17 protein-coding genes are annotated in these 20,963 nt (G+C 64.5%); 15 read left to right on the forward strand and 2 right to left on the reverse strand.

The annotated features are described in order from the left end of the window. Nucleotides 1-14: 14 nt before the first annotated feature. From BG61_RS16760 to BG61_RS16820, 13 genes are all read left to right on the forward strand, one after another. Nucleotides 15-1,745, forward strand: a complete 1,731-nt coding sequence (locus BG61_RS16760) for a 5-guanidino-2-oxopentanoate decarboxylase (RefSeq protein ID WP_370818093.1) — start codon at nt 15-17, stop codon at nt 1,743-1,745. A gap of 38 nt (nt 1,746-1,783) precedes the next feature. Further along, nucleotides 1,784-3,232: an aldehyde dehydrogenase family protein gene (locus BG61_RS16765; RefSeq protein ID WP_035936718.1), complete on the forward strand. Its 1,449-nt coding sequence runs from the start codon at nt 1,784-1,786 to the stop codon at nt 3,230-3,232. Nucleotides 3,233-3,318: 86 nt separating this feature from the next. Further along, nucleotides 3,319-4,407: an ABC transporter substrate-binding protein gene (locus BG61_RS16770; protein WP_035936715.1), complete on the forward strand. Its 1,089-nt coding sequence runs from the start codon at nt 3,319-3,321 to the stop codon at nt 4,405-4,407. Continuing rightward, nucleotides 4,404-5,330 carry an ABC transporter permease gene (locus BG61_RS16775; protein ID WP_035936714.1) on the forward strand — a complete coding sequence of 309 codons (927 nt, stop codon included), beginning with the start codon at nt 4,404-4,406 and terminating at the stop codon, nt 5,328-5,330. Before BG61_RS16770 ends, BG61_RS16775 begins: the two co-directional genes overlap by 4 nt. Then, a complete protein-coding gene (locus tag BG61_RS16780) occupies nt 5,327-6,187 on the forward strand; it encodes an ABC transporter permease (protein ID WP_035936712.1) in 861 nt (286 codons plus the stop codon). Before BG61_RS16775 ends, BG61_RS16780 begins: the two co-directional genes overlap by 4 nt. A 43-nt stretch (nt 6,188-6,230) precedes the next feature. Next, nucleotides 6,231-7,316, forward strand: a complete 1,086-nt coding sequence (locus tag BG61_RS16785; protein WP_035936840.1) for an ABC transporter ATP-binding protein — start codon at nt 6,231-6,233, stop codon at nt 7,314-7,316. Between the two features lie 31 nt (nt 7,317-7,347). Then, the gene (locus BG61_RS16790; RefSeq protein ID WP_081868096.1) at nt 7,348-8,016 is read left to right on the forward strand and encodes an amino acid ABC transporter permease; all 669 of its coding nucleotides are present in this window, start codon (nt 7,348-7,350) and stop codon (nt 8,014-8,016) included. Continuing rightward, nucleotides 8,013-8,669, forward strand: a complete 657-nt coding sequence (locus tag BG61_RS16795; protein WP_035936710.1) for an amino acid ABC transporter permease — start codon at nt 8,013-8,015, stop codon at nt 8,667-8,669. The genes BG61_RS16790 and BG61_RS16795 overlap by 4 nt, the downstream gene beginning before the upstream one ends. A 70-nt stretch (nt 8,670-8,739) precedes the next feature. After that, complete coding sequence (locus BG61_RS16800; protein ID WP_035936707.1) at nt 8,740-9,465, forward strand: amino acid ABC transporter ATP-binding protein; 726 nt, start codon at nt 8,740-8,742, stop codon at nt 9,463-9,465. Nucleotides 9,466-10,087: 622 nt separating this feature from the next. After that, nucleotides 10,088-11,125, forward strand: a complete 1,038-nt coding sequence (locus tag BG61_RS16805) for an amino acid ABC transporter substrate-binding protein (protein ID WP_035936704.1) — start codon at nt 10,088-10,090, stop codon at nt 11,123-11,125. 17 nt (nt 11,126-11,142) lie between these two features. After that, nucleotides 11,143-12,483 carry an ArsB/NhaD family transporter gene (locus BG61_RS16810; protein ID WP_035936701.1) on the forward strand — a complete coding sequence of 447 codons (1,341 nt, stop codon included), beginning with the start codon at nt 11,143-11,145 and terminating at the stop codon, nt 12,481-12,483. Between the two features lie 265 nt (nt 12,484-12,748). Next, entirely contained in the window at nt 12,749-14,086 is a 1,338-nt protein-coding gene (locus BG61_RS16815) for a DUF3300 domain-containing protein (RefSeq protein ID WP_035941745.1), read from the forward strand. Between the two features lie 12 nt (nt 14,087-14,098). Next, a complete protein-coding gene (locus BG61_RS16820; RefSeq protein WP_035936689.1) occupies nt 14,099-15,016 on the forward strand; it encodes a DUF2950 domain-containing protein in 918 nt (305 codons plus the stop codon). Nucleotides 15,017-15,255: 239 nt separating this feature from the next. Here the strand turns inward: BG61_RS16820 and BG61_RS16825 are convergent, their stop codons facing one another. Then, the gene (locus BG61_RS16825) at nt 15,256-16,242 is read right to left on the reverse strand and encodes a hypothetical protein (RefSeq protein ID WP_051672578.1); all 987 of its coding nucleotides are present in this window, start codon (nt 16,240-16,242) and stop codon (nt 15,256-15,258) included. Between the two features lie 501 nt (nt 16,243-16,743). Here BG61_RS16825 and BG61_RS16830 point away from each other — a divergent pair. Next, on the forward strand, nt 16,744-17,763 hold the full coding sequence (locus tag BG61_RS16830) for a hypothetical protein (RefSeq protein WP_035936684.1): 1,020 nt from the start codon (nt 16,744-16,746) through the stop codon (nt 17,761-17,763). A 157-nt stretch (nt 17,764-17,920) separates the two neighbouring features. Then, the gene (locus BG61_RS16835) at nt 17,921-18,319 is read left to right on the forward strand and encodes an RT0821/Lpp0805 family surface protein (protein WP_035936682.1); all 399 of its coding nucleotides are present in this window, start codon (nt 17,921-17,923) and stop codon (nt 18,317-18,319) included. Between the two features lie 199 nt (nt 18,320-18,518). On the opposite strand, the gene BG61_RS16840 is transcribed toward BG61_RS16835, so the two are convergent. Further along, the gene (locus tag BG61_RS16840; protein WP_370818092.1) at nt 18,519-20,891 is read right to left on the reverse strand and encodes a mechanosensitive ion channel family protein; all 2,373 of its coding nucleotides are present in this window, start codon (nt 20,889-20,891) and stop codon (nt 18,519-18,521) included. Between the last annotated feature and the right edge of the window lie 72 nt (nt 20,892-20,963).

A 20,963-nucleotide genomic window follows, 5' to 3' on the forward strand; every position in this document is an offset into this window, starting at 1 on the left:
GAGTCATGCGAACAATGAAACTACCCGAGACGACGAGCGCATTCGCCGGCAGCACGAGCAGGGCAGAGCCGGGGCGCGAATTGCAGCCCCCGATGGCGCACGGCGCCGGTGACGGCACACCGCACGCCACGTGTGGCGAGGCCCTCGTCACCCTGCTCGAAGGTTACGGCGTCGATCACGTCTTCGGCATTCCGGGCGTGCATACGGTGGAGCTGTACCGGGGACTCGCGGCGTCCCGCATCCGCCACGTTACGCCGCGGCATGAGCAGGGCGCGGGATTCATGGCCGACGGCTACGCACGCGTGACGGGCAAGCCCGGCGTGTGCTTCGTGATTACCGGCCCGGGCTTGACGAACATCGCGACGGCGATGGCGCAAGCCTATGCCGATTCGATCCCGATGCTGGTCATCTCCAGTGTCAATGCGCGGCGTCAGCTGGGAAGCGGTGACGGCCGCCTTCACGAGCTGCCCTCTCAACAGGCCGTGTTTGCCGGCCTGAGCGCGTTCTCCCACACGCTGCTGAGCGCGGACGAACTGCCGCAGGTGCTTGCGCGAGCGTTCGCTGTGTTCGGGAGCGCGCGGCCGCGGCCCGTGCATATCGAGATTCCGCTCGACGTGATCGTTGAGCCGGCACACGGAATGTCGCTCGTGCCGGTGGCGGCGCCGGCGAGGCCGTCGGCGCATCCGCAGGCCATCGCGGAGGCGGCGGACTGGCTTGCGGAAGCCGAGCGGCCGGTGATCCTCGTCGGCGGCGGCGCGGTGGACGCCGCTACGGAATTGCTGGAGCTTGCCGAGTACCTGCAGGCTCCGGTGACGCTGACGATCAACGCCAAGGGTCTGCTGCCGTGCGGCCACCCCTTGCTGGTGGGTTCGACCCAGTCGCTTCCGCCGACGCGCGCGCTGGTGGCCGATGCCGACGTCGTGCTCGCGGTCGGCACCGAGCTGGGAGAAACCGACTATGACACCGTCTTCGACGGCGGCTTTGCGATCAAGGGCAAACTCATCCGGATCGATATCGATGCGCAGCAGTTGATGCGCAATTTCCAGCCCGATCTCTCGATCGTCGCCGATGCGAAGCAGGCAATGGGCAGCCTCGCGTTGCGATTGCACGAGCGTGGGTCGTCAAAGTCCCGCTCAACGTGGGGCGCAGCGCGGGTCGCTCAGGTGCGCGGCGCGCTCGACGCCGGCTACGACGCGCCGACCCGTTCACAGAGACGACTGGTCGAGCAGATCGCTGCCGCGCTGCCCGGCGTGATCATCGCCGGCGATTCGACGAGCCCCGTCTATGCCGCCAATCTGGTCCACGACGCACCGGCGCCGCGTTCATGGTTCAACTCGTCGACGGGATATGGAACGCTTGGCTATGGCTTGCCGGCAGGCATCGGCGCGAAGCTCGCGGCACCCGGTCGCCCGGTCGTCTGCCTGGTCGGCGACGGCGGCCTGCAATTCACGCTGCCGGAACTCGCGAGTGCCGTCGAAGTGCAAATTCCCCTGATCGTCGTGCTGTGGAACAACTTCGGTTACGGCGAGATCCGCAAGTACATGGCCGCGCGCGACATCACGCCGGTCGGTGTCGATATCCGCACGCCGGATTTCATTGCGCTTGCCCGTGGATTCGGATGCGACGCCATTCGTGTCTCGTCGCCGGAAGCGCTGGCCGGGGAATTGCAGCGCGCTGCGCGCGGCACCGTCCCTACCGTGATCGAAATTCTCGAAAGCGACTGGTTCGAACGGGTGCCCGCATGAACCTCTCACGCGTATCGGCCGACAGTTCGGGGAGCCCCATGCAACTGCATACACAACAGTACATCGACGGCCGCTGGTGCCGCGCCGCGAACGGCGCGCGGCTGCCGGTCGTCAACCCGTCGACCGAAGAAGTGCTGGCGGAAATCGATGCGGGCAGCGCTGCGGACGTCGACCTCGCGGTGCGCGCTGCTGCGCGCGCCTTTCGCTCATGGCGCAGCACGAGCGGTGCAGAGCGGGCGCAATACCTGAGGGCGATCGCCCGCGGAGTCGAAGCGCGCGGCGAGCATCTCGCGACGCTGCAGTCGCTGAACAACGGCAAGCCGCTGGAAGAGGCACGGATCGACGTCGGTGATGTGATCGCGACGTTCGACTACTATGCCGGCCTCGCCGAGGCCCTCGACGTCACCGCCGAGTCGGAGGTCACGATTCCGAGCGCGGAGCATCGGGCAGTGATACGCCGCGAGCCGGCCGGCGTGGTCGGGCTCATCGTGCCGTGGAATTTCCCGATGGTGACGACCGCATGGAAACTCGCACCCGCGCTTGCGGCGGGTTGCGCGGTGGTGCTCAAGCCGTCGGAGGTCACGCCGCTGCCCGAACTGGAACTGGCGGCCATCGTGGCCGAGACCGGCTTGCCGGCCGGGGTCTTCAATGTCGTCACCGGGACGGGCGCGGAGGTGGGGGCGCCGCTCGCCGCGCATCCGCTCGTCGCCAAAGTCTCTTTCACTGGCAGCACCGGGGTCGGTCAGACGGTGATGAAGACGGCGGCCGACACGCTCAAGGGCGTGAGTCTCGAACTCGGCGGCAAGTCGTCCATCATCGTATGCGCCGACGCAGACCTCGATCTCGCGGTCGACCTCGTGGCAGGCGGCGCGTTCTTCAATGCGGGGCAGATGTGTTCGGCCACGTCGCGCGTGCTCGTCGAGCGGCCGATCGCCGCCGCATTGACCGCACGCCTCGCCGATCGCGCGGGCCGGACCGTGGTCGGAGATCCGTTTTTGCCGGGCGTCCAGATGGGCCCGCTCACGAGCCGCGCCCAACTCGAACGCGTGCGGCGGTATATCGGCGAGGGCAAGGAGCAAGGCGCCCGGCTCGTGACCGGAGGCGAGTCGCCCGTGGGCGCCGGTTACTTCATCACACCGGCACTCTTCATCGACGTACCCACGGACAGCAGCATCTGGCGCGAGGAAATCTTCGGCCCGGTGTTGTGCGTGCGCGGCTTCGACACGGAAGAAGAGGCGATCGATACCGCGAACGACACCGACTTCGGGCTGGTAGCCACGGTCGTGACACGCGACGCGGCACGGGGCAAACGGATTGCCGACGCGCTCGCGGCGGGTGTGGTCTGGATCAATGCGCCGCAGCTGATTTTTCCGCAAACGTCGTGGGGCGGTTACAAGCGCAGCAGCATCGGACGCGAACTGGGTCCATTCGGACTCGCGGCATTTCAGGAAATCAAGCAGGTGCTGACCGCAATCGGACACCCTTGATCGACGCGCGAGGAGTGCGTTCACGCATCACCGATCGGTGGATCTCAGTCGGACCACGGTCGCATCATTCAAAACGGGAGACGGCCATGCAGGATATCAAGAGGCGGCAGGCAATCAGGAGGATCGGTGCGGCGCTGGCGGCGTCCACGCTGCCGATGCCGTTCATCAACGTGAATGCGCAGGAACGCAAGTTCGCCGGGCAGACGCTGCGGCTGTTGACCTGGTCCGACGACACCGGTGCGGCCGCACTGCGCAACATCGCCGCAACGTTCACCGAGAAGACCGGCGCGAAGGTGATCGCCGACCGTGCCGACGGAACCTCCGGCATGGTCGCAAAAGTGAAGGCGGCGGGGGAGCGTCCGACCTATGACGTCATCACGCTGGCGGGCGTGGGTGCCGCCGGTCTCGGCGACGCGGGACTGCTCGTGAAGCCCGATCTGGACAAGCTGCCCAATCTGAAGGACGTTCCCGCGCAATACCGCACTGGGGCGAACGGCTTCGGCGTCGGCTACCTGCTGTGGTCCGACGGCCTGATCTACAGCACCGCGACGGTCAAGACGCCGCCGTCTTCATACGAAGCGCTGTGGGACCCCAAGTATGCCGGCCGTCTCTTCCTGCCGCCGCCGGAATGGGCCGAAGCGGTCGATCTCGCGATCATTGCGGCCAAGCTCGCCGGCGGCTCGCAGCAGAACATCGAACCGGGCTTCAAGAAGCTCGCGCTGCTGAAAGATCGCGTGATGACGCTCGGCGAAAATCCGAATCAGGTGGCCGACCTGTTCCGTACCGGTTCGCTCGATATCGGGGGCATCTATTCGCCGGCGTTCTTTCCCGCGCAGATCCGCAAGCCCGAATACAAGATGGGCGTGACCTACGGCATGAAGGAAGGGTTCGCCACGCAACTGATGTTCACCGTCATTCCGAAAGCCCATCCCGGCAGCCTGGATCTGATCCATGCGTTCATCAATCATTCCATCGATGCAGGCGTGCAGGGCAGGATGGCCGCCGACGTGCTGAACGGCCCGGTGAATTCGAAAGCGCAGATTCCGGCCGAGAGCCGCGCATTCGTGCCGAGCCCGCAGCAGATCGCTGAAAAGGCGTTCCTTCACGACGACAAGGCGCTCGCCGTCGTGCAGCCGGCGTGGATCAAGCGCTACACCGAAATCTTCGCGGCATGACCATGATGCCCGCGCTTTCCTCCCGGCGCGCCGGCGCCCCCGACGAACTGCCCGCGAGCGCATCGGGTGGTGCGCTCGCGAAGGCACGTCCGTGGCTCCTGCTCGCGCCGATCCTCGCGTTTCTCGCCGTGCTGGTGGCCGCGGCGCTCGTGGTGCTGCGAATGAGCTTCGGCACCGCGGGCAACGAGTGGCACGGCTTCACGCTACAGAACTACGCCGATCTCGCCGACGGCTACTTTCTGAAATCGCTGTGGCTCACCATGCGGCTCGCGTTCCAGAGCATGGTGTGCGCGGTGCTGCTCGCGATTCCGGTCGCGCTGGCGATGGCGCGGACCGAGTCGCGGCTGGCCCGCCGCCTGTTGCTGGCGGGCGTGTTGCTGCCGCTGCTCGTGAATCTGCTGCTCCAGGGCTATGGGTGGCTCGTGATCCTCGGGCCGGCTGGCTTGCTCAACCACGCGCTGATCGCGGGCGGCCTGATCGATCGCCCGGTGCAGTGGCTCTATCGCGAGCACGGCGTGCTGCTCGGGCTGATCCAGACGGCCTTTCCGCTTGCCGTGCTGCCGCTTTCGAGCGCGATGCGCGCCGTGTCCCGCTCGTATGAAGAAGCCGCCGCGACACTGGGCGCGACACGCCTGCAGACACTGCGCCACGTGATGCTGCCGCTTGCGATGCCCGGGCTCGTGTCGGGCGCGCTGCTCGTCTTCGCGTACAACGCGAGCGCGTTCGCGGTGCCGCTGCTGCTCGGCGGACGACGCGTGCCGATGCTGGCCGTCCTCGTCCACGATCAGGTCGCGCCGCTGCTGAACTGGCCGGCGGCTTCCGCATCCGGCCTCGTGCTGATGGTGGCGACGCTCGTCGTGATGGCGATTTCCCAGCGGCTCGTGCGCCGCACACAACGTCTGGAAGAGGGGTCGAAAGCATGAGCACTGTCGCAGCTTCGCGCACGTTTCGCCTGCCGATGACGATGCCCGGCCGCCTCGGCAGGATGTCGACTCTGCTGGCCACGGTCGTGCTGTTTCTCGCCGCGCTGCCGATCCTGACGATGATCGCAATGTCGTTCAGCGCATCGGACATGCTCGACTTTCCGCCGCACGAGTACAGCCTGCGCTGGTATCGCGCCGCGTGGCACACGTTTGTTTCTCCCGATGCGAGCGACGTGCTCTCGATGGGCAGCGCACTCACCACGAGCCTGACGGTTGCGATCGCGACGATGTTCATCGCGACGCTGGTATCGGTGCCCGCCGCGTATGCGCTGAGCCGCTACCGCTTTCGCGGCAAGCCGGCGGTCGAGCAACTGGTGGCGCTGCCGCTCGTGTATCCGCTCGTGATGCTCGGGCTGTCGCTGCTGCTCGTCTTCAACGTGCTGCCCGTCGAACTCGGCGTGTTCAGGCTGATCATCGCGCACGTGATCCTCGCGCTGCCGTTCACCGTCAAGAACTGCGCGGCATCGGTGGCGGCGATCGGCCCGGAATTCGAGGAAGCCGCCTGCGTGATGGGTGCGAGCCCGCGCCGCGCGCTGTTCGATGTGGTCCTGCCGCTGATGAAGCCAGGCATCCTTGCCGGCATGCTGTTCGCTTTCATCATCTCGTTCAACGAGTTCACCGTGACGTTCTTCCTGTACGGCATCAACACGATGACGCTGCCCGTGTGGCTCTATAGCCGCACCGTGTCGTCGCTCGATCCGACAGTGTTCTCGTTCGCGGTGTTCATCGTGGCGATCGACTTCGCATTGATCTGGGTGCTCGAAAAGCTGATCGGCGACGAAGGCGTTGCCCTCTGACAACCCGCCGCGCTCCGTTTTCGCGCCATCCAAAGGAATGACCATGACTCATCTGACCTTGCAGTCCGTGACGAAGCGCTTCAACGGCGCAAGTGCCGTCGACGATGTCGACCTCAGCGTGCCCGACGGCAAACTCGTCTGCTTTCTCGGGCCGTCCGGCTGCGGCAAGACGACCCTGCTGCGCATCGTGGCCGGGCTCGAGACGCCCACCTCCGGCCACGTGATGTTCGCCGGCAGGGACATCACCGGCGTGCCCGCGAACCGGCGCGACTTCGGCATGGTGTTCCAGTCGCTCGCGCTGTTTCCGCATATGAGCGTCGCGGAGAACATCGCGTATCCGCTGCGGCTGCGCAAGATCGACAGGAATGGGCAGACGCGCCGCGTCGCGGAACTGCTCGAACTGATCCAGTTGCCGCACATGGCAAACCGGCCCGTCACGCAGCTCTCAGGCGGGCAGCGCCAGCGCGTGGCGATTGCGCGGGCGATCGCGTCGTCGCCGAAGCTCTTGCTGCTCGACGAGCCGCTGTCCGCGCTCGACGCCAAGCTGCGCGAGGCGATGCAGGTCGAAATCCGCCTGCTGCAGCAGCGCCTCGGCATCACGACGATCATGGTGACGCACGATCAGCGCGAGGCAATGACGATGGCCGACGAGGTGGTCGTGATGGAGAGGGGCCGTATCGCGCAGGTGGGCAAGCCGCTCGACATCTATCGCAATCCGGTCAGCGAGTTCGTCGCCGACTTCATCGGGCTCGGCAACATTCTTCCCGCCACGCACGACGGGCGCGGCGGAGTCAGCCTGCCGGGTGGTCAGCAGATCGTCGTGGCCGATCCGGCACGCGTCGCGTCCGTGCCCACGGATGAGATACGGCTTCTGATTCGTCCGGAAGACGTCTGCGTCAAACCTGCTTCGTCTGACGTGAGCGGCAATCATCTCGCAGGGAAGGTGACTTTCATCCGCGATGTCGGCGCCACGCTCGAAGCGACGATCGAGTGCGCCGGATTCACGCTCACCGCTGCAACCACGCCGCGCGAGACGCCGGGACTCACGACGGGCATGGCCGTGGTCGCGGAATTGCCCGCGCACGCGTGCAAGCTGATCGCGGCCCGCGCGCCCCGCGCGCCCCATTAAGGCTTCGTTACCCACAAACCTGCACACCAACATGAGCTATGCATTTGATTTCAGTGATCTGCACACGTACGCGGAAGTGCTTGCGCGCGGTGTGATGATCACGCTGGGGCTCACGGCGGCGGCCACGGTGCTCGGAGGGGCGCTGGGCGTAGCCGGCGCCGTCCTCGCCACCGCGGGCCCCCGCTGGTCGCGCGCGCTGGTCGGCGCGTACGTCGAGCTGATTCGCAACACGCCGTTCCTCGTGCAGCTCTTCTTCGTGTTTTTCGGGCTGCCGAGTCTTGGCTTGCACATCGACGAAATGCAGGCAGCGGTGCTCGCGATGACCCTCAACCTCGGCGCGTATGCGACCGAAATCGTCCGGGCCGGAATCGAATCGGTTCCCCGCGGACAGTTCCAGGCGGCCATCGCGCTCGGATTGCCGCGCCGGCGGGTGTTTCGGCACATCGTGCTGCCGCAGGCGCTCGCAAACGTGTTTCCCGCGCTGCTGGGGCAGGTCCTCATCGTGATGCTGGGGTCGGCCGTCGTGTCGCAGATATCCGTGCAGGATCTGACCTATGCGGCCAACTTCATTCAGTCGCGCAACTTCCGGGCGTTTGAAATCTATCTGGTGATCACGGCAATCTATCTGGGCCTCGCGATGCTGCTGCGGCGCATGCTGAACCATTTCGGCTCCGGCCTTTTTGCGGGGAGAAAGCGATGAGCGAATTTACCCTGTGGGACATCGCACGCAACCTGCTGGTATCGGCGCGCTGGACCGTGTTGCTGTCGCTGATCGCGTTCGCGGGCGGAGGTGCGGTCGGGATCGTGCTGCTGATGATGCGCCTGTCGAAGCGCCGTGCGCTCCAGCATGCGGTGCAGTGGTACGTGGAACTGTTCCAGGGCGCGCCGCTCGTGCTGCAGCTGTTTCTCGGCTTCTTCGGTTTGCCGTTGCTCGGGATCGAAGTCTCGCCGTGGATCGCCGCGGCCGTGACGCTGACGCTCTACACGAGCGCCTGTCTCGTCGACATCTGGCGCGGCTGTGCCGAAGCGGTTCCGCGGGGCCAGTGGGATGCCGGTGCGAGTCTCGGCATGACCTATGGCCAGCAGTTGCGCTACATCGTGTGGCCGCAGGCGCTGCGGATCGCGCTGGCACCGACCGTCGGCTTTCTCGTGCAGGTGGTCAAGAGCACGGCGCTGACATCGATCATCGGCTTCGTCGAACTGACCAAGACCGGATCGATGATCACCAATACGGCGTTCCGGCCGTTTCCCATCTATGGGATGGTCGCGATGCTGTATTTCATGATGTGCTTTCCGCTGACCTGGTACGCGCGCCTGCTGGAGCGCAGGTATCAGACCGGACGGCACCGCTGAGACGGCCGCCAGTCGCGACGCCCGACCAGGCGTGGCGGCCGGCGTGGCATGACCTTGACGAGGTTTCCAGATGATTTCCATGAGCAATGTTTCAAAGTGGTACGGCGATTTTCAGGTGCTTGCCGGCTGCACCACGGAAGTGAGGAAGGGCGAAGTGGTGGTAGTGTGCGGTCCGTCCGGTTCGGGCAAGTCGACGCTCATCAAGACGGTGAACGGTCTCGAAGCGTTCCAGAAGGGCGAGATCAGGATCGACGGCACGTCCGTCGGCGACAGGAAAACCAATCTCTCGAAGCTGCGCGCGAAAGTGGGCATGGTATTCCAGCATTTCGAACTCTTTCCGCACCTGTCGATTACCGAAAACCTGTCTCTCGCGCAGACCAGGGTGCTCGGCCGTTGCAGGGACGAAGCGAATGCGAAAGGCATGGCGCTGCTCGATCGCGTGGGTCTGCGCGCTCACGCCGACAAATATCCGGGCCAGCTCTCGGGCGGCCAGCAGCAGCGCGTGGCGATTGCGCGCGCGCTTTCGATGGACCCGGTCGCGATGCTGTTCGACGAGCCCACCTCGGCGCTGGACCCGGAGATGATCAACGAAGTGCTCGACGTGATGGTCGAACTCGCAGAGGACGGCATGACGATGATGTGTGTCACGCATGAGATGGGCTTTGCGAAGAAGGTCGCGCACCGCGTGATCTTCATGGACGGCGGCGTGATCGTCGAGGATGAACGAAAGGATGAGTTCTTCTCGAATCCGAAGTCGGAGCGGGCGAGGGACTTCCTGGCGAAGATCCTGCATTAACCGGGCTACCTCTGCCGCTTCGGGAACGGGACCTTCATCGCCGCCTGGCGCACGGAGATCCGGGTACGCCGGCGTCAGTCATTGTCATCGAGAATCACGGCGACAGCGCCCGCGCTAACCGTGACTTTCGTGCGCTCCGCGAGCGGCACGGCCGACTTGCCCGTGTCACTACCGCAAGAAGAACGGTGCTCGGAAGGGATTAAATGTTCATTTACATGCGGTTTGTTCGATCGCACTTCCCAAGGAAACCGTGAGACGTCAGGCTTGCGATTCGTCTCGTTGCGCCAGTCCGGTATCGCGCTCGACCGTGCCCGGGGCAACGGACGGCAGCGCGGCGCCCTCACGAGGTGCGCTCAGTTGGCAATCCCTTGTCGCGTGACGGAGATCGCCTATAACTGTATACATGGAACTCCCGTTCGCGAGGCATCGCTCCTGAACTGTGCATTGTCGGCGCGCCTGCCATGCGGATGAAGCGTGACCGGCCGGCGTTCTTGTCCCTGGCAAGAACGATTCGCGCCGTGCGTACCTGAGATGCAAACACCGATTGACACGGCAATAGACGTCCAGCCTCGTGGCTGGATCATAAGAAGCATCTAGCTGAAGTCGGGTTTCCGGGGTGTTCATGGCTCTCATTCGCCGCAACATCATTCGCCTGCTGTTGTTGTCCTTGCCGCTCCTGATGATCGTCGATCTGCCGGCTGAGGCCGCGCGTGGAGACACGCTGGCTCAGGCCAAAGCGCGCGGCGTCCTGCGCTGCGGGGTGAGCGAAGGCGTGGCGGGGTTCTCGGCCATGAACGCAGCGGGGCGCTGGGCGGGCATCGACGTGGAATTCTGCCACGCGGTAGCGGCCGTGGCACTGGGCAACGCGGAGCGCGTCGCCTTCGTTCCGCTGAAGGCTTCGGCCAGGTTCCCCGCGTTGCGCACCGGCGGTGTCGACCTGCTCAGTCGCAACACGACGTGGACACTGACTCGGGAGAGTACGCTGGACGTGCGATTTCCCGGCATCCTCTTTTATGACGGGCAGGCCTTCATGGTCCCGAAGAAATCCGGGGTGACGAGCGTCGCGGGTCTCGACGGCACAACGGTGTGCGTCGAAAAGGGCACATCGAGCGAGGTGCACCTCGCGGACTACTTCGCCGCCAGGAAGCTGAGCATAAAGCCGCTCGTGCTCGATTCGCCTAGCGAAGTGGCGAGCGCCTACTTCAAAGGGCTTTGCAGCGCCTATACGGGCGATGCCGCCCACCTTTCCGCTATTCGTCTGCTTGTCACTGGCCGTGCGCAGGAGCATGTAATCCTGCCTGAGCGGATTGCCAAGGAACCGCTCGGGCCGGTCGTCCGGGCCACGGACGAAATGTGGGTGATGCTGGTTCGCTGGGTGCTGTTCTCCCTGATTGCCGCCGAAGAGTACGGCGTTACGCAGGGGAACGTGAAGGAGCGCATGCGCGATCCGGCAATTGCGAGAGCGCTGGAGCCGGGGGCCGATGTGAGCATCGCGATCGGAGTGGAACCGGGCTGGGTCGAGCGCGCGGTCCTGAGCGTAGGGAACTATGGCGAGATCTTCGAGCGCAACCTCGGTGCGCAGAGCCCGCTCGGTCTCGATCGCGGGCTCAACCGCCTATGGACACAGGGTGGCCTGATGTATGCGCCACCTGTGCGCTAGTTCGCCGGGGCGCGCTCATGAGCGAACTGCAGATCTATATCGTGCTCGGGGTGTTCGCCTCGGTGATCCTCGCGATCGCGTTCAACATCGTGGACATGGCCGTGGCCGCGCTGATAGGCGTGTGCGTGCTGATCGCGCTCGGCATATTGAACGAAGACGACCTGCTGAGCGCAACGAGCATTTCCGGAGGGCCGCTCAGTCTGCTCTTCGGCGGCATGGTGGTCGCGCGCATCCTGTCAACCACGGGTCTCTTCGAACTGATCGGCGACATCTATCTGCGCGCGACAGGCGGCAGCGGCAAGCGGTTCCTTCTCCTCTTGATGGCGCTGGTCGCGCCCATATGCGCGTTCCTGCCCAACGCGACCACGGTCATCCTGCTTGCGCCCATCATCATCCGGGTTGCGACCGCGCTCGAAGCAGACATCGTCGGGCCGATGGTGCTGACCGCGATAGTCAGCAACGCCGCCGGGCTGCTGACGCTGGTGGGCGATCCGGCGACCTTTCTGATCGGCAGCTCGATCGGCATGAGCTTTGGCGAATATCTGCGGCGCGTGAGCCTTGGCGGCGTCCTGGCGTTGCTCGTCATCGTGCCGCTGTTGCCGTGGCTGATGCGCGACATCTGGCGTCTGCGCCGGCCGCTTCCTCCCCGGATTGCTCACGCGCGGCTCGGCCGGCCGGTCTACGCCGCATGCGCGCTTGCGGTACTCGCGACGATGATCGTCCTGTTCGTTCTTGGCGAGCGTCTGCCGACGCGTGTCGTGCCTCCGATGGTCGCGATGATCGCGAGCGCGCTGGCCCTGCTGGTGGGCTTTGCCGCAAAGGTCGAGCCTACCGACAACGTCTTGCGCGACGTCGACTGGAAGACGCTCCTGTTTCTGGGCTGCATCTTTTGCCTCGTCCAGGCGGTGGCGAAGACGGGGCTGCTGCCGCAGCTGGCGCTCAAGCTCTATGCAGTGTTTGGTACCGAACTGACGCTGGTTGCGTTGACGCTGATAGGCGGTATCGGGCTGCTTTCGGCCGTGCTCGCCAACGTGCCCGTCGCCGCGGCGTCGATCCTGGTCGTGAAAGGCTACCTGGTAGCAGCCGAAGCCGTGCCCGATGCCGCACTGAGCGCCAGCTTCACCCAGTGGCCCGCGGCCACGATTCCGGTGTTCGTCGGAATGATGTTCGGCGCGACGCTGGGCGGGAACGCCACGCTCATCGGCGCGTCCGCCAACATCGTGTCCGCCGGCATTTGCGCGCGCCATGGCAGGGCGCTCACATTCTCGACATTCCTGCGCTTTGGTCTGCCCATCACCGTGGTGCAGCTCGCTGCGTCGGCGGTTTATGTCCTCGTGCTGTCGCGGTGGGTGAATTGACAGGCTTTGGAATCGCCTGGCGCCTATGGCTCGTCATGCACATGCCACGTGACGGACCGGGGCATTGGCGAAACCGCGTGTTGCCGGGGACATGTGGCGCGAGCAGCGATCGCGGCTTTGCTCTCCCCAGGAGGCCTGCGATGGTCTAACATTTATTTAAAGCCACACTGCGACAGAAACACGGATAGCCATTTTTCAGGAACCTGCAACGGCAATATGAAATCCGCGCGTAATCTGGCATCGTGACACGTTGGAAGGAGCAGCCATGACCCGGTGGAGTGACCGACTGTCTCTCGCGGTCTGTATGTGGTTCCTCGTAGCGCTGATGATGAATTCTCGCGGCGTAAGCGCGCAGGGTGAGCCGCCGCCACCGACCTTCAAGCCCGAAGAAATAGAGGCTCTGGTTGCGCCGATCGCACTCTATCCGGACTCAGTGTTATCCCAGGTTCTGATGGCTTCGACCTATCCGCTGGAAATCGTGCATGCCGCGCGCTGGGTCAAGGCGAATCCGAAAATCACGGGCGATGCAGCGGTGAAGGCGGTAGAGAATCAGCCGTGGGATGTGAGCGTGAAATCGCTGGTCGCGTTTCCGCAAATCCTCGAGCCGATGAACGACAAGCTCGACTGGACACAGAAGCTCGGCGACGCGTTCCTCGCGCAGGAGAAGGACGTGCTCGCTGCGGTGCAGCGACTGCGCGCACGCGCTCAGGAATCGGGCAACCTGAAGTCCAATGAACAACAGAAGGTGATCGTGGAGCCTCCGCCCGCTGGCGGGCAAGTCACGCAGACCATTGTGCGCATCGAACCGGCGAACCCTGAGGTGATCTACGTGCCGGCCTACAACCCGACGGTCGTGTACGGCGCGTGGAGCTATCCGTCATATCCTCCGTATTACTGGCCGCCGTCGCCGGCTTACTATCCCGGCGCCGCGCTTGCCACCGGATTTGCCTGGGGGATCGGCCTTGCCGCCGCGGGAGCCATCTTCGGAAACTGCAACTGGGGCGGTGGGGACGTCAATATCAACGTCAACAAGGCAACCAATATCGATCGCAACTTCGATCGGACCAAGGTCGAGGGTGGAAAATGGCAGCATGACTCGAGCCATCGCCAGGGCGTCGCCTACCGGGACAACGCATCCCGCGAGAAATTTGCAAGGAATACCCCCGGAGCCGACGCGCGCGGCGACTTCCGTGGCCGCACCGGCAGCACGGGCGACCGCACCGCCGTAGCCGACCGGGCTGGCGCGGGCAATCGCGCGGGCAGCACCAACAACGCGGGGGCGGGCAACCGGGGGGGCGGAGCCAACAATGCCGGTGTTGGTGCCGGTGCTGGTGCCGGCGTCGGTAGCCGTGGCCGTGAAGGGAGTACTGCCAATGCCGGCAATCGCGCGGCGGGTTCCGACCGGCCCGGTGCGGGAGGCGGTGGCGGAGGCTACGCAGGCGCCGGTCGCGACAATGCGTTCCAGGGTGTGGGTGCCGGTGGCGCCTCGCAGCGCGATTTCAACCGCGGCCAATCCAGCATGCAGTCTTCGAGCTTCGGCAGGGGAGGCGGTGGCGGCGGTGGCGGCGGGATGCGAGGGGGCGGTGGCGGACGTAGGCGCTAGGGAGACACAAGCATGCAGGCACGACTACGATTTTCCGCGGCCCGGCTCGCCGCCATCAGCAGTTCAGTTGCCGTGGCGCTTGTGCTCGGCCTCGGGTCGCCCGCGGCTGCCCATGCGCAGAAGGAGTTCAGGTCCCCGGAAGAGGCAATGACCTCGTTCGGCAATGCCGTTGCCAACAACGACGAGGCCACGCTGAAGGCTTTGCTGGGTGCCAACTTTCGGGAGATCATCCCGCCTGTGGGTGCCGAAATCCGGAGCCGCTTCCTGACGGCCTGGGACACGTCTCACGCGCTTCGGCCGAAGGACAGCGAACATGTCGACATCGCGGTAGGCAACGACGGCTGGACACTGCCCATCCCGCTCGTGAAGACTTCAAAGGGCTGGCATTTCGACACGCGGACCGGGGCCGAGGAAATGCGCCTGCGCCGCATCGGGCGCAACGAGCTTGCCGTTATCCAGACGATGCTGGCGGTCTACGATGCGCAGCGCGAATACGCCATGACGGACCACGACGGCAGTGGCGTGCTTTCCTATGCGAGGAAGCTGTCGAGTTCGCCCGGCAAGCGGGATGGTCTGTACTGGCCGACAGGCCCCGATGACAAGCCGAGCCCCCTTGGCGCTGCCTTCATGACGGCGGGCACGCGCAATCCCGCGCAGCCGGGCTACTACGGCTACCACTACAAGCTGCTGACCTCGCAAGGCTCGCATGCCCCGGGCGGCGCCTATGACTATGTTGCGCACGGCAAGCTGTTCGGCGGCTTCGCCGTCATTGCCTGGCCCGCCCGCTACGGAGATACCGGCATCAAGAGCTTCATGGTCAGTCATGACGGGCAGGTCTACGAGCGCGACCTCGGCCCCGAAAGTGCAAAGCAGGCGGCAGCGATGACATCGTTCGACCCCGACCCCGGGTGGGCAAAGGTGTCCCCTTGATGCACCACGCCGCGTGGACGAAAAGGCACCACGATGGCGCACCGGCTTTGACCGGTCAAACGAGGACCATTCGCATCAACGCACTTGCGCTTTGCTGCCGGCGGCGCATGCGTGACCAGGAAAAGCACGGAACGCTTTTGTGAAGGCGAGGCGGGCATCGAAGAAGCGATCGAATAAGCGATCGACCCGCCGCGCTGGAATTTCGGCTCGTGCGGGCATGCCGTAAATGACATGTCCGGCTAGAAACTCATGGCGAATCCAAACGACACACCGTGTACGTTGTGTCCGAAGACGTACCGCACCATCGCGCGGGTGCGCGTGACGATCACGGGGTACTTGCTGCTGTCGAGTTCGAGACCGACCCCGAGCGATGTGAGGTCATTGAAGCCGAGCACGCCGGCACTCTCGCCGAAGTAATGCGAATAGGCGGTTTCCAGCACGTAGCGTACGGGTTTGTCGAGGGCGTGAAGGCCCGTCGGCGCGCGCCATCTTGCCCACAGGCTGAATTGCTGTGCCGTCGCCGAACCTTGAACAGCCTCGGAGGAACTGCCGAAACTGCGCAAGTAGATGTCGGTGGCACGCAGTTCGACATCGATTTCATAGCTTTCCCGGTAACGCTCATAGTCGAGCATGAGCGATCCGCCATAGCCGTACGCGTTGAGCGCGCCATCCTCCAGAAACTGGAGGTTCGCGTCCTTTGCACGATTGATGATCGACTGCGCCACTCTCAGGTCGCTCGCCACGCGGCCCAGCGTGCCGTTGAGGATCGGTCTGAACCGCAGTTCGTCAGTAATGGGGAAATCCCAGCCGATACCGATTGTCGTACTGGCGGTATTCCATTTGGCGGGAAGCGGCCGCTGTGTGGACCCGTCGGTTGCGATGAAGGTCGGATCGTAGCGGCTATAGGCTACCGTGCCTTCCAGATAGAGCGGAAAGGTGCGGCTGATCGTAAAGCCGCCCCCCAGTTGCGTCTGACCAAATCCGGGATTTCCAGTGGCGCCGCTGTTGATCGATAGCGAACTTGTCGTGACATCCGGGACGGTTGTATACGTCATGACGGCCAGGACCGCGTCGGCGTGGCCCTTGACGTTTGCACCCACCACTTCCCGGCTTGGAGGTGCATTGGGTGTGGTCTGCGCGTGGACTGTGCCGTAGAGGACGAAGGTGAGGGCACACCATGCGGGCGTTGTTTTGCGACGAGATAAGGAGCGTTTGGATTTTGGCATGTCCAAGTACGTCGTTACCGGTTGGCCGTTTCCATCACCTCAAAGAACTGTCGATGCAAGTGCACAGATGGTCTATACCACAATCGCCGCCATATTGGACGCGCGCTTTCGGTATTGATGTGCCATGAAGTTACAGTGTCGAACGGGGCCGAGTCCTGACCCGTATGCACAATCGGCAAGGGAATGGGGATGGCCAGCCGGGGCTTCATATGGCAGCGGACCCGTGGACCTTGCTCAGGTTGACGGAATCAGGATCGGGCAAGCCTCGGACGAATGAGTGAGAATGGTTTGAAGGCAGCGCACTGCGCCCGCGAGCATTCTCCGGAAGACGCCGGGGGGCTTGAAAACTCGGACCGAACTGTGTAGAACGATCGGACATGCGACCGCACGTGCTGCGCGGCTTGAAGTTGTGGATACGGAACCTGTTTTGGAAGAACCGAACGATCCAGGTGCACGTAGTGCCGTCCCGCAAAGATTGGCCGGCCCGTCAGGAGACACAATGTGGGCATTTTCGGTTGGCTGAAGCGCAACGAGCGCGCGAGTGCGCAACCCGCTGACGAGCGGGTGACGGCGACGCTGAATCGAATCGTGCATCTCGACCCGCAGCTTGCGCTGGTTCAAAAGTACCGTGCCCGCATGGCGCCCGCTGTCGGAACGTGCATCGACCATGTCGGAAGGCTGGTGGCCTCCTTGCCCGGATCGCGAGATGCCAATGCCGCTTCATGGTCATCGGATGCCTGTATCCACGCTTTCTTTGCGATTCCAGACGACGTAGCGCTCGTATTCAGCCGCTCGCACGACATGCGGGCCTTTTTCGCTGACAATCCGGACATGACGCACGCATATGCGGTGCTCAGCATGGCGATGATCGAGCGCCGCGTGCTGGGTGTCGCGCAAGTGGGGGAACACGCCCGTCCGGACGTGGTCCAGACGACGGTCAGCTTCAGCGATCACCGGGTCAGGATTTGTGCCCGCACGGACGCTGAACTGCGGGACGACATCGTGCGACGTGTCGTGGACCAGCTGGTGCTCGACGGCCTGCAGGGCGTCGCCGACGACGCTTCGCGAAGAGAAGTGCTCGAGGAGGAGCGTGCGCTGCTCAGGACGCGGCTTCAATTGCTCGAGCGTCAGGGCGCGGGTATGAGTGCGGTTCTCGGCGGCGAGCCTGCGGTGGATGTCGGCGAGCTCGCCCGGCTGCAGGCGCGGATCGAGGAAAACAGCCGTAACCTCGAAAACCTCGGATTGCCGATGGACGCACTCGAACGAAAGTTCGATCACGTTCACGATGTGCTCGCGGCGCCGGCTTCGCGCATTCACGTCGACGTAAAGCGATTGCGCCTCGACAAGATGAATGTCGTGATGACCGATGCAAGCTCGCAGCCGGGCGACGAAATCGAGTTCCCTTTGGCGCGGATTCCGGGGCCATTGCAGGAGACGCGGGCGTTTTCAATCGTGCGCTTTGCCCGCACGGACCTGCTTCCGACAGGCAACATGTTCGATGAGGCGGCGCGGCTCCTCTGAGCTTCGCGGGAGAGAGGGTATGCGCGTAAAGGCACCGGGCCCGCAGCGAATCGCGCGCCGGACGTGGACGACAGTTGATGAAGCATCGGGCCAACCGATCGATCTGGCCTCGCAACCCGTTCACACGACGAGAATTCCAACCTTGTGGAGGCTGTCCATGTCGATGACATCTCGCGCGGTGACGCGCGGCTTTGCTGGCTTGATTGCGGGTGTGGTGCTGGTTGCGTGGGGATCGCCGTCATGGGCCCACAATCTCAGCTTCCTCAACGACACGCCGCTTACCTACATGAAAAAAGAGGACCGCCAGGCGCTGAACAGCGCGGCACAGGTGGCGCTCAACACGAAGCAGGACGGGGAGTCGCTCGACTGGAGCAACGCGGGAACGGGCAATCCTGTGAGCATCAAAGGCACCGTCACGCCGCGAGATACGACGAAACACGGTGACGTGACCTGCCGGCACGTGACGCTGGTCGCGAACGCAAAAGGGCAGTCCCAGTCCTGGACGCCCAACGTATGCAGGACGGGAAGCGGCGAGTGGAAGATACAGAAGAAGTAGCACGGCCTCGTGTACTCACGCTGGGCGGTCGGCCTCGCGGTTGCGAGTCCGGCCTGCCATCGAGGTCACACCCTGTGGCGAAAGCACTTCCTGTGCTTCGGCTCCGGCTGCGCCGCATCACGACGCATGCGCAACGCAGAAAAAGGGAGATCGCAGTCCACGCAGCCCGGATGCGAGAACCGGAGGCCAGCCAGGATGTTCAACCGGCGGCAGGCCGTGTGCGGGGCGGCTCTTGCACGTGCGCGGCGGAAGGCGTTGTGGTGCCGGTCTTGTAGCCGATAGCGACATCCGCACCGTAGACGCCTCGACTCTCGTCGTCTTCCACGTTGTCGGGCATCGGCGATCCGCCCGCCGGTTTCTGCAACGTGTGAACCTGCATCTGCGGCATGGGAATCTCGATGCCCGCGTCGTCCATCTTGCGCTTGAGCCGCTCGTTGAACGCGCGCGCCACGCTCCACTGCTGTAACGGCCGCGTCTTGAACTGCCCCTTGACCAGCATCCAGTTGGCGTCGAACCGGTCGAGTCCCCACACCTCGACAGGCCCGAGTATCTCGTTGCGGAAACGGGCATCGGCCATCATTTCGGCGCCCACTTCGACAATGAGGCGCCTGACCTCGTCCATCTCGACCGAAAACGCTACCCGTACTTCGAATACCGCGTAGGCGAAGTCGCGGGACAGGTTTTTCACGATCTTGATCTGCGAAAAGGGAATGGTATGGATCGCACCTTGCCCGTCCCGCAGGCGGACCGTGCGGATCGTCAGGTCTATGACCGTGCCGGCATGGCCGCCGTCGATGTCGATCCAGTCGCCAACCGAGATCGTCTCTTCGGCAATGATGAAGAGGCCGGTGATCAGATCGGTGACCAGCGACTTCGCCCCGAACCCGGCTGCGAGACCGATCACGCCCGCGCCCGCAAGCAACGGTGTCAGATTGACGCCGAGGCTCGCGGCAACGACGAACGCGGCGATCGTGACAACAATGACAAACATTGCATTGCGCACGAGCGGCAATATCGTGCGCCCGCGCACGCCCGGATCGAGTGACTTGGCGCGCGCGCTGCTCGGGCTCAGTGCTTCGAGGATGATCGTATCGATCAGAATCCACACGAACCACGCACCGAATACGGTCGTCGTGAGCGCGATCAACGTGTACTTGACGCCCGGCGTCATCGCACCGTGCTTGAGGAGCCGCGCGACCGGGCCGCTCCACAGGTCCAGTTCGAACCGGATGTACGCGAGCCATATCCCGAAGATCAGCAGCATGCCACCGAAGCGCAGCAGCCTCATCAGATGCGGCGTGCGGCGTTGTGCCCGGCTGTTCCGTGCACGCGTCAGATGAAGCAGGAGGGCCGACAGGAACAGCGTGAGCACGAGCAGCAGCGCACTGACGAGCGAGGGTTGCAGGACGCCCCCCTCCATGCCACGCCCGTCGATCATCGCGATGATCGCGGCGATTGCGATCAACAGGATGGGTATGTGCCAGAGCGACGCGAGGATTTCGAGCGCCTCCGTGGCCAGCTTGTGATCATGCCGGTGGATATAGGCGCGATTGCGGATCAGGTGAGCGACCGGCCGGCGATACGCGAGTGCGAAGTACGCGCTCGAAATGGCAGCCGCCATGTTGGCGAACGTCGATACGAGTCCGGCCAGGTTCGCGCCGAGCAGTTGGGTCACGTCGGGATTCGAAGCCGCGTCTCCGAGCGCGCCACATGCGCCGATCACGAACAGCAGCGAGCGGGCGCGCGGCAGCAGCAGTTGTACCGCGACGCGCCGGTGTGCCGTGCCGAACACCGAGAACACAATCGTGCAGAGGGCTGAGAAGACCGCGCCCGCGACGATCGAATACGCCATCACGAGCCCGAGCGTGTAGCCGAGCGCATCGGACCTGGCCCCGACGAACAGCAGCACCGCGAGGAATGCGGCGATCCATGGGCCCGTCTGCCGCAGTCCGAAGCTGAGCAGTTCGAGCGATGTCGGATTGGGCACCAGCGAGACATCCCAGCGATAGCGCGCACGGATGCGCCGCTGCCCGTAGAACAGGATGGCAGCGCAGGCGCCCCAGGCGGCGAGCGTAACCAGCATTCCGAGAATCACCTGGCCGAACGGCTCCCCCCGCTCCCCGGCGACGATCGCCTTCAACTCGCTCGCGGCCGCGCGCGCGCGGCCCGACCAGTAGTGCAGAGGCGTGCGGCCCTCGTTCAGATTCGCCTCGACCGATGCGATGCCTGAGGCAATCGTCCCCAGCAAATCGCGTTTGGGCTCCGCGGGTACTTCGGGCGCCACGCCCTGCGCGGTGCCCTGTGTTGCGCCCTGTGCGGCGTCACGCTGCTTCTTTAGCTGCGATACGAGCGCCGTGCGCTGTGCGTCGTTGTCGAGCGTGCCGATCAGGTTGTCCAGCGAGCGCGCCAGCTCGGCCTGACTGGCAGCGGACGGCGCGGATGCGGCCTGCGCCGTCGAAGCAGACGGCGCCGACGCGCCCTTGGTGCCGTCGACGAGACGCTGCAGCCCGGCGGACAGAGGCGTACCCGCTGCCAGCGTCACGCGCGGTGTCGCCAGAACCAGGCTCGACACCGCGAGCCATACGCAGGCAATCCACGCCGCCCGCCACGCGCGAGCCTGAAAGGGACGCGCGCGTGGACAACG

The organism is Caballeronia glathei, assembly GCF_000698595.1.
Classification (GTDB): Bacteria; Pseudomonadota; Gammaproteobacteria; order Burkholderiales; family Burkholderiaceae; genus Caballeronia; species Caballeronia glathei.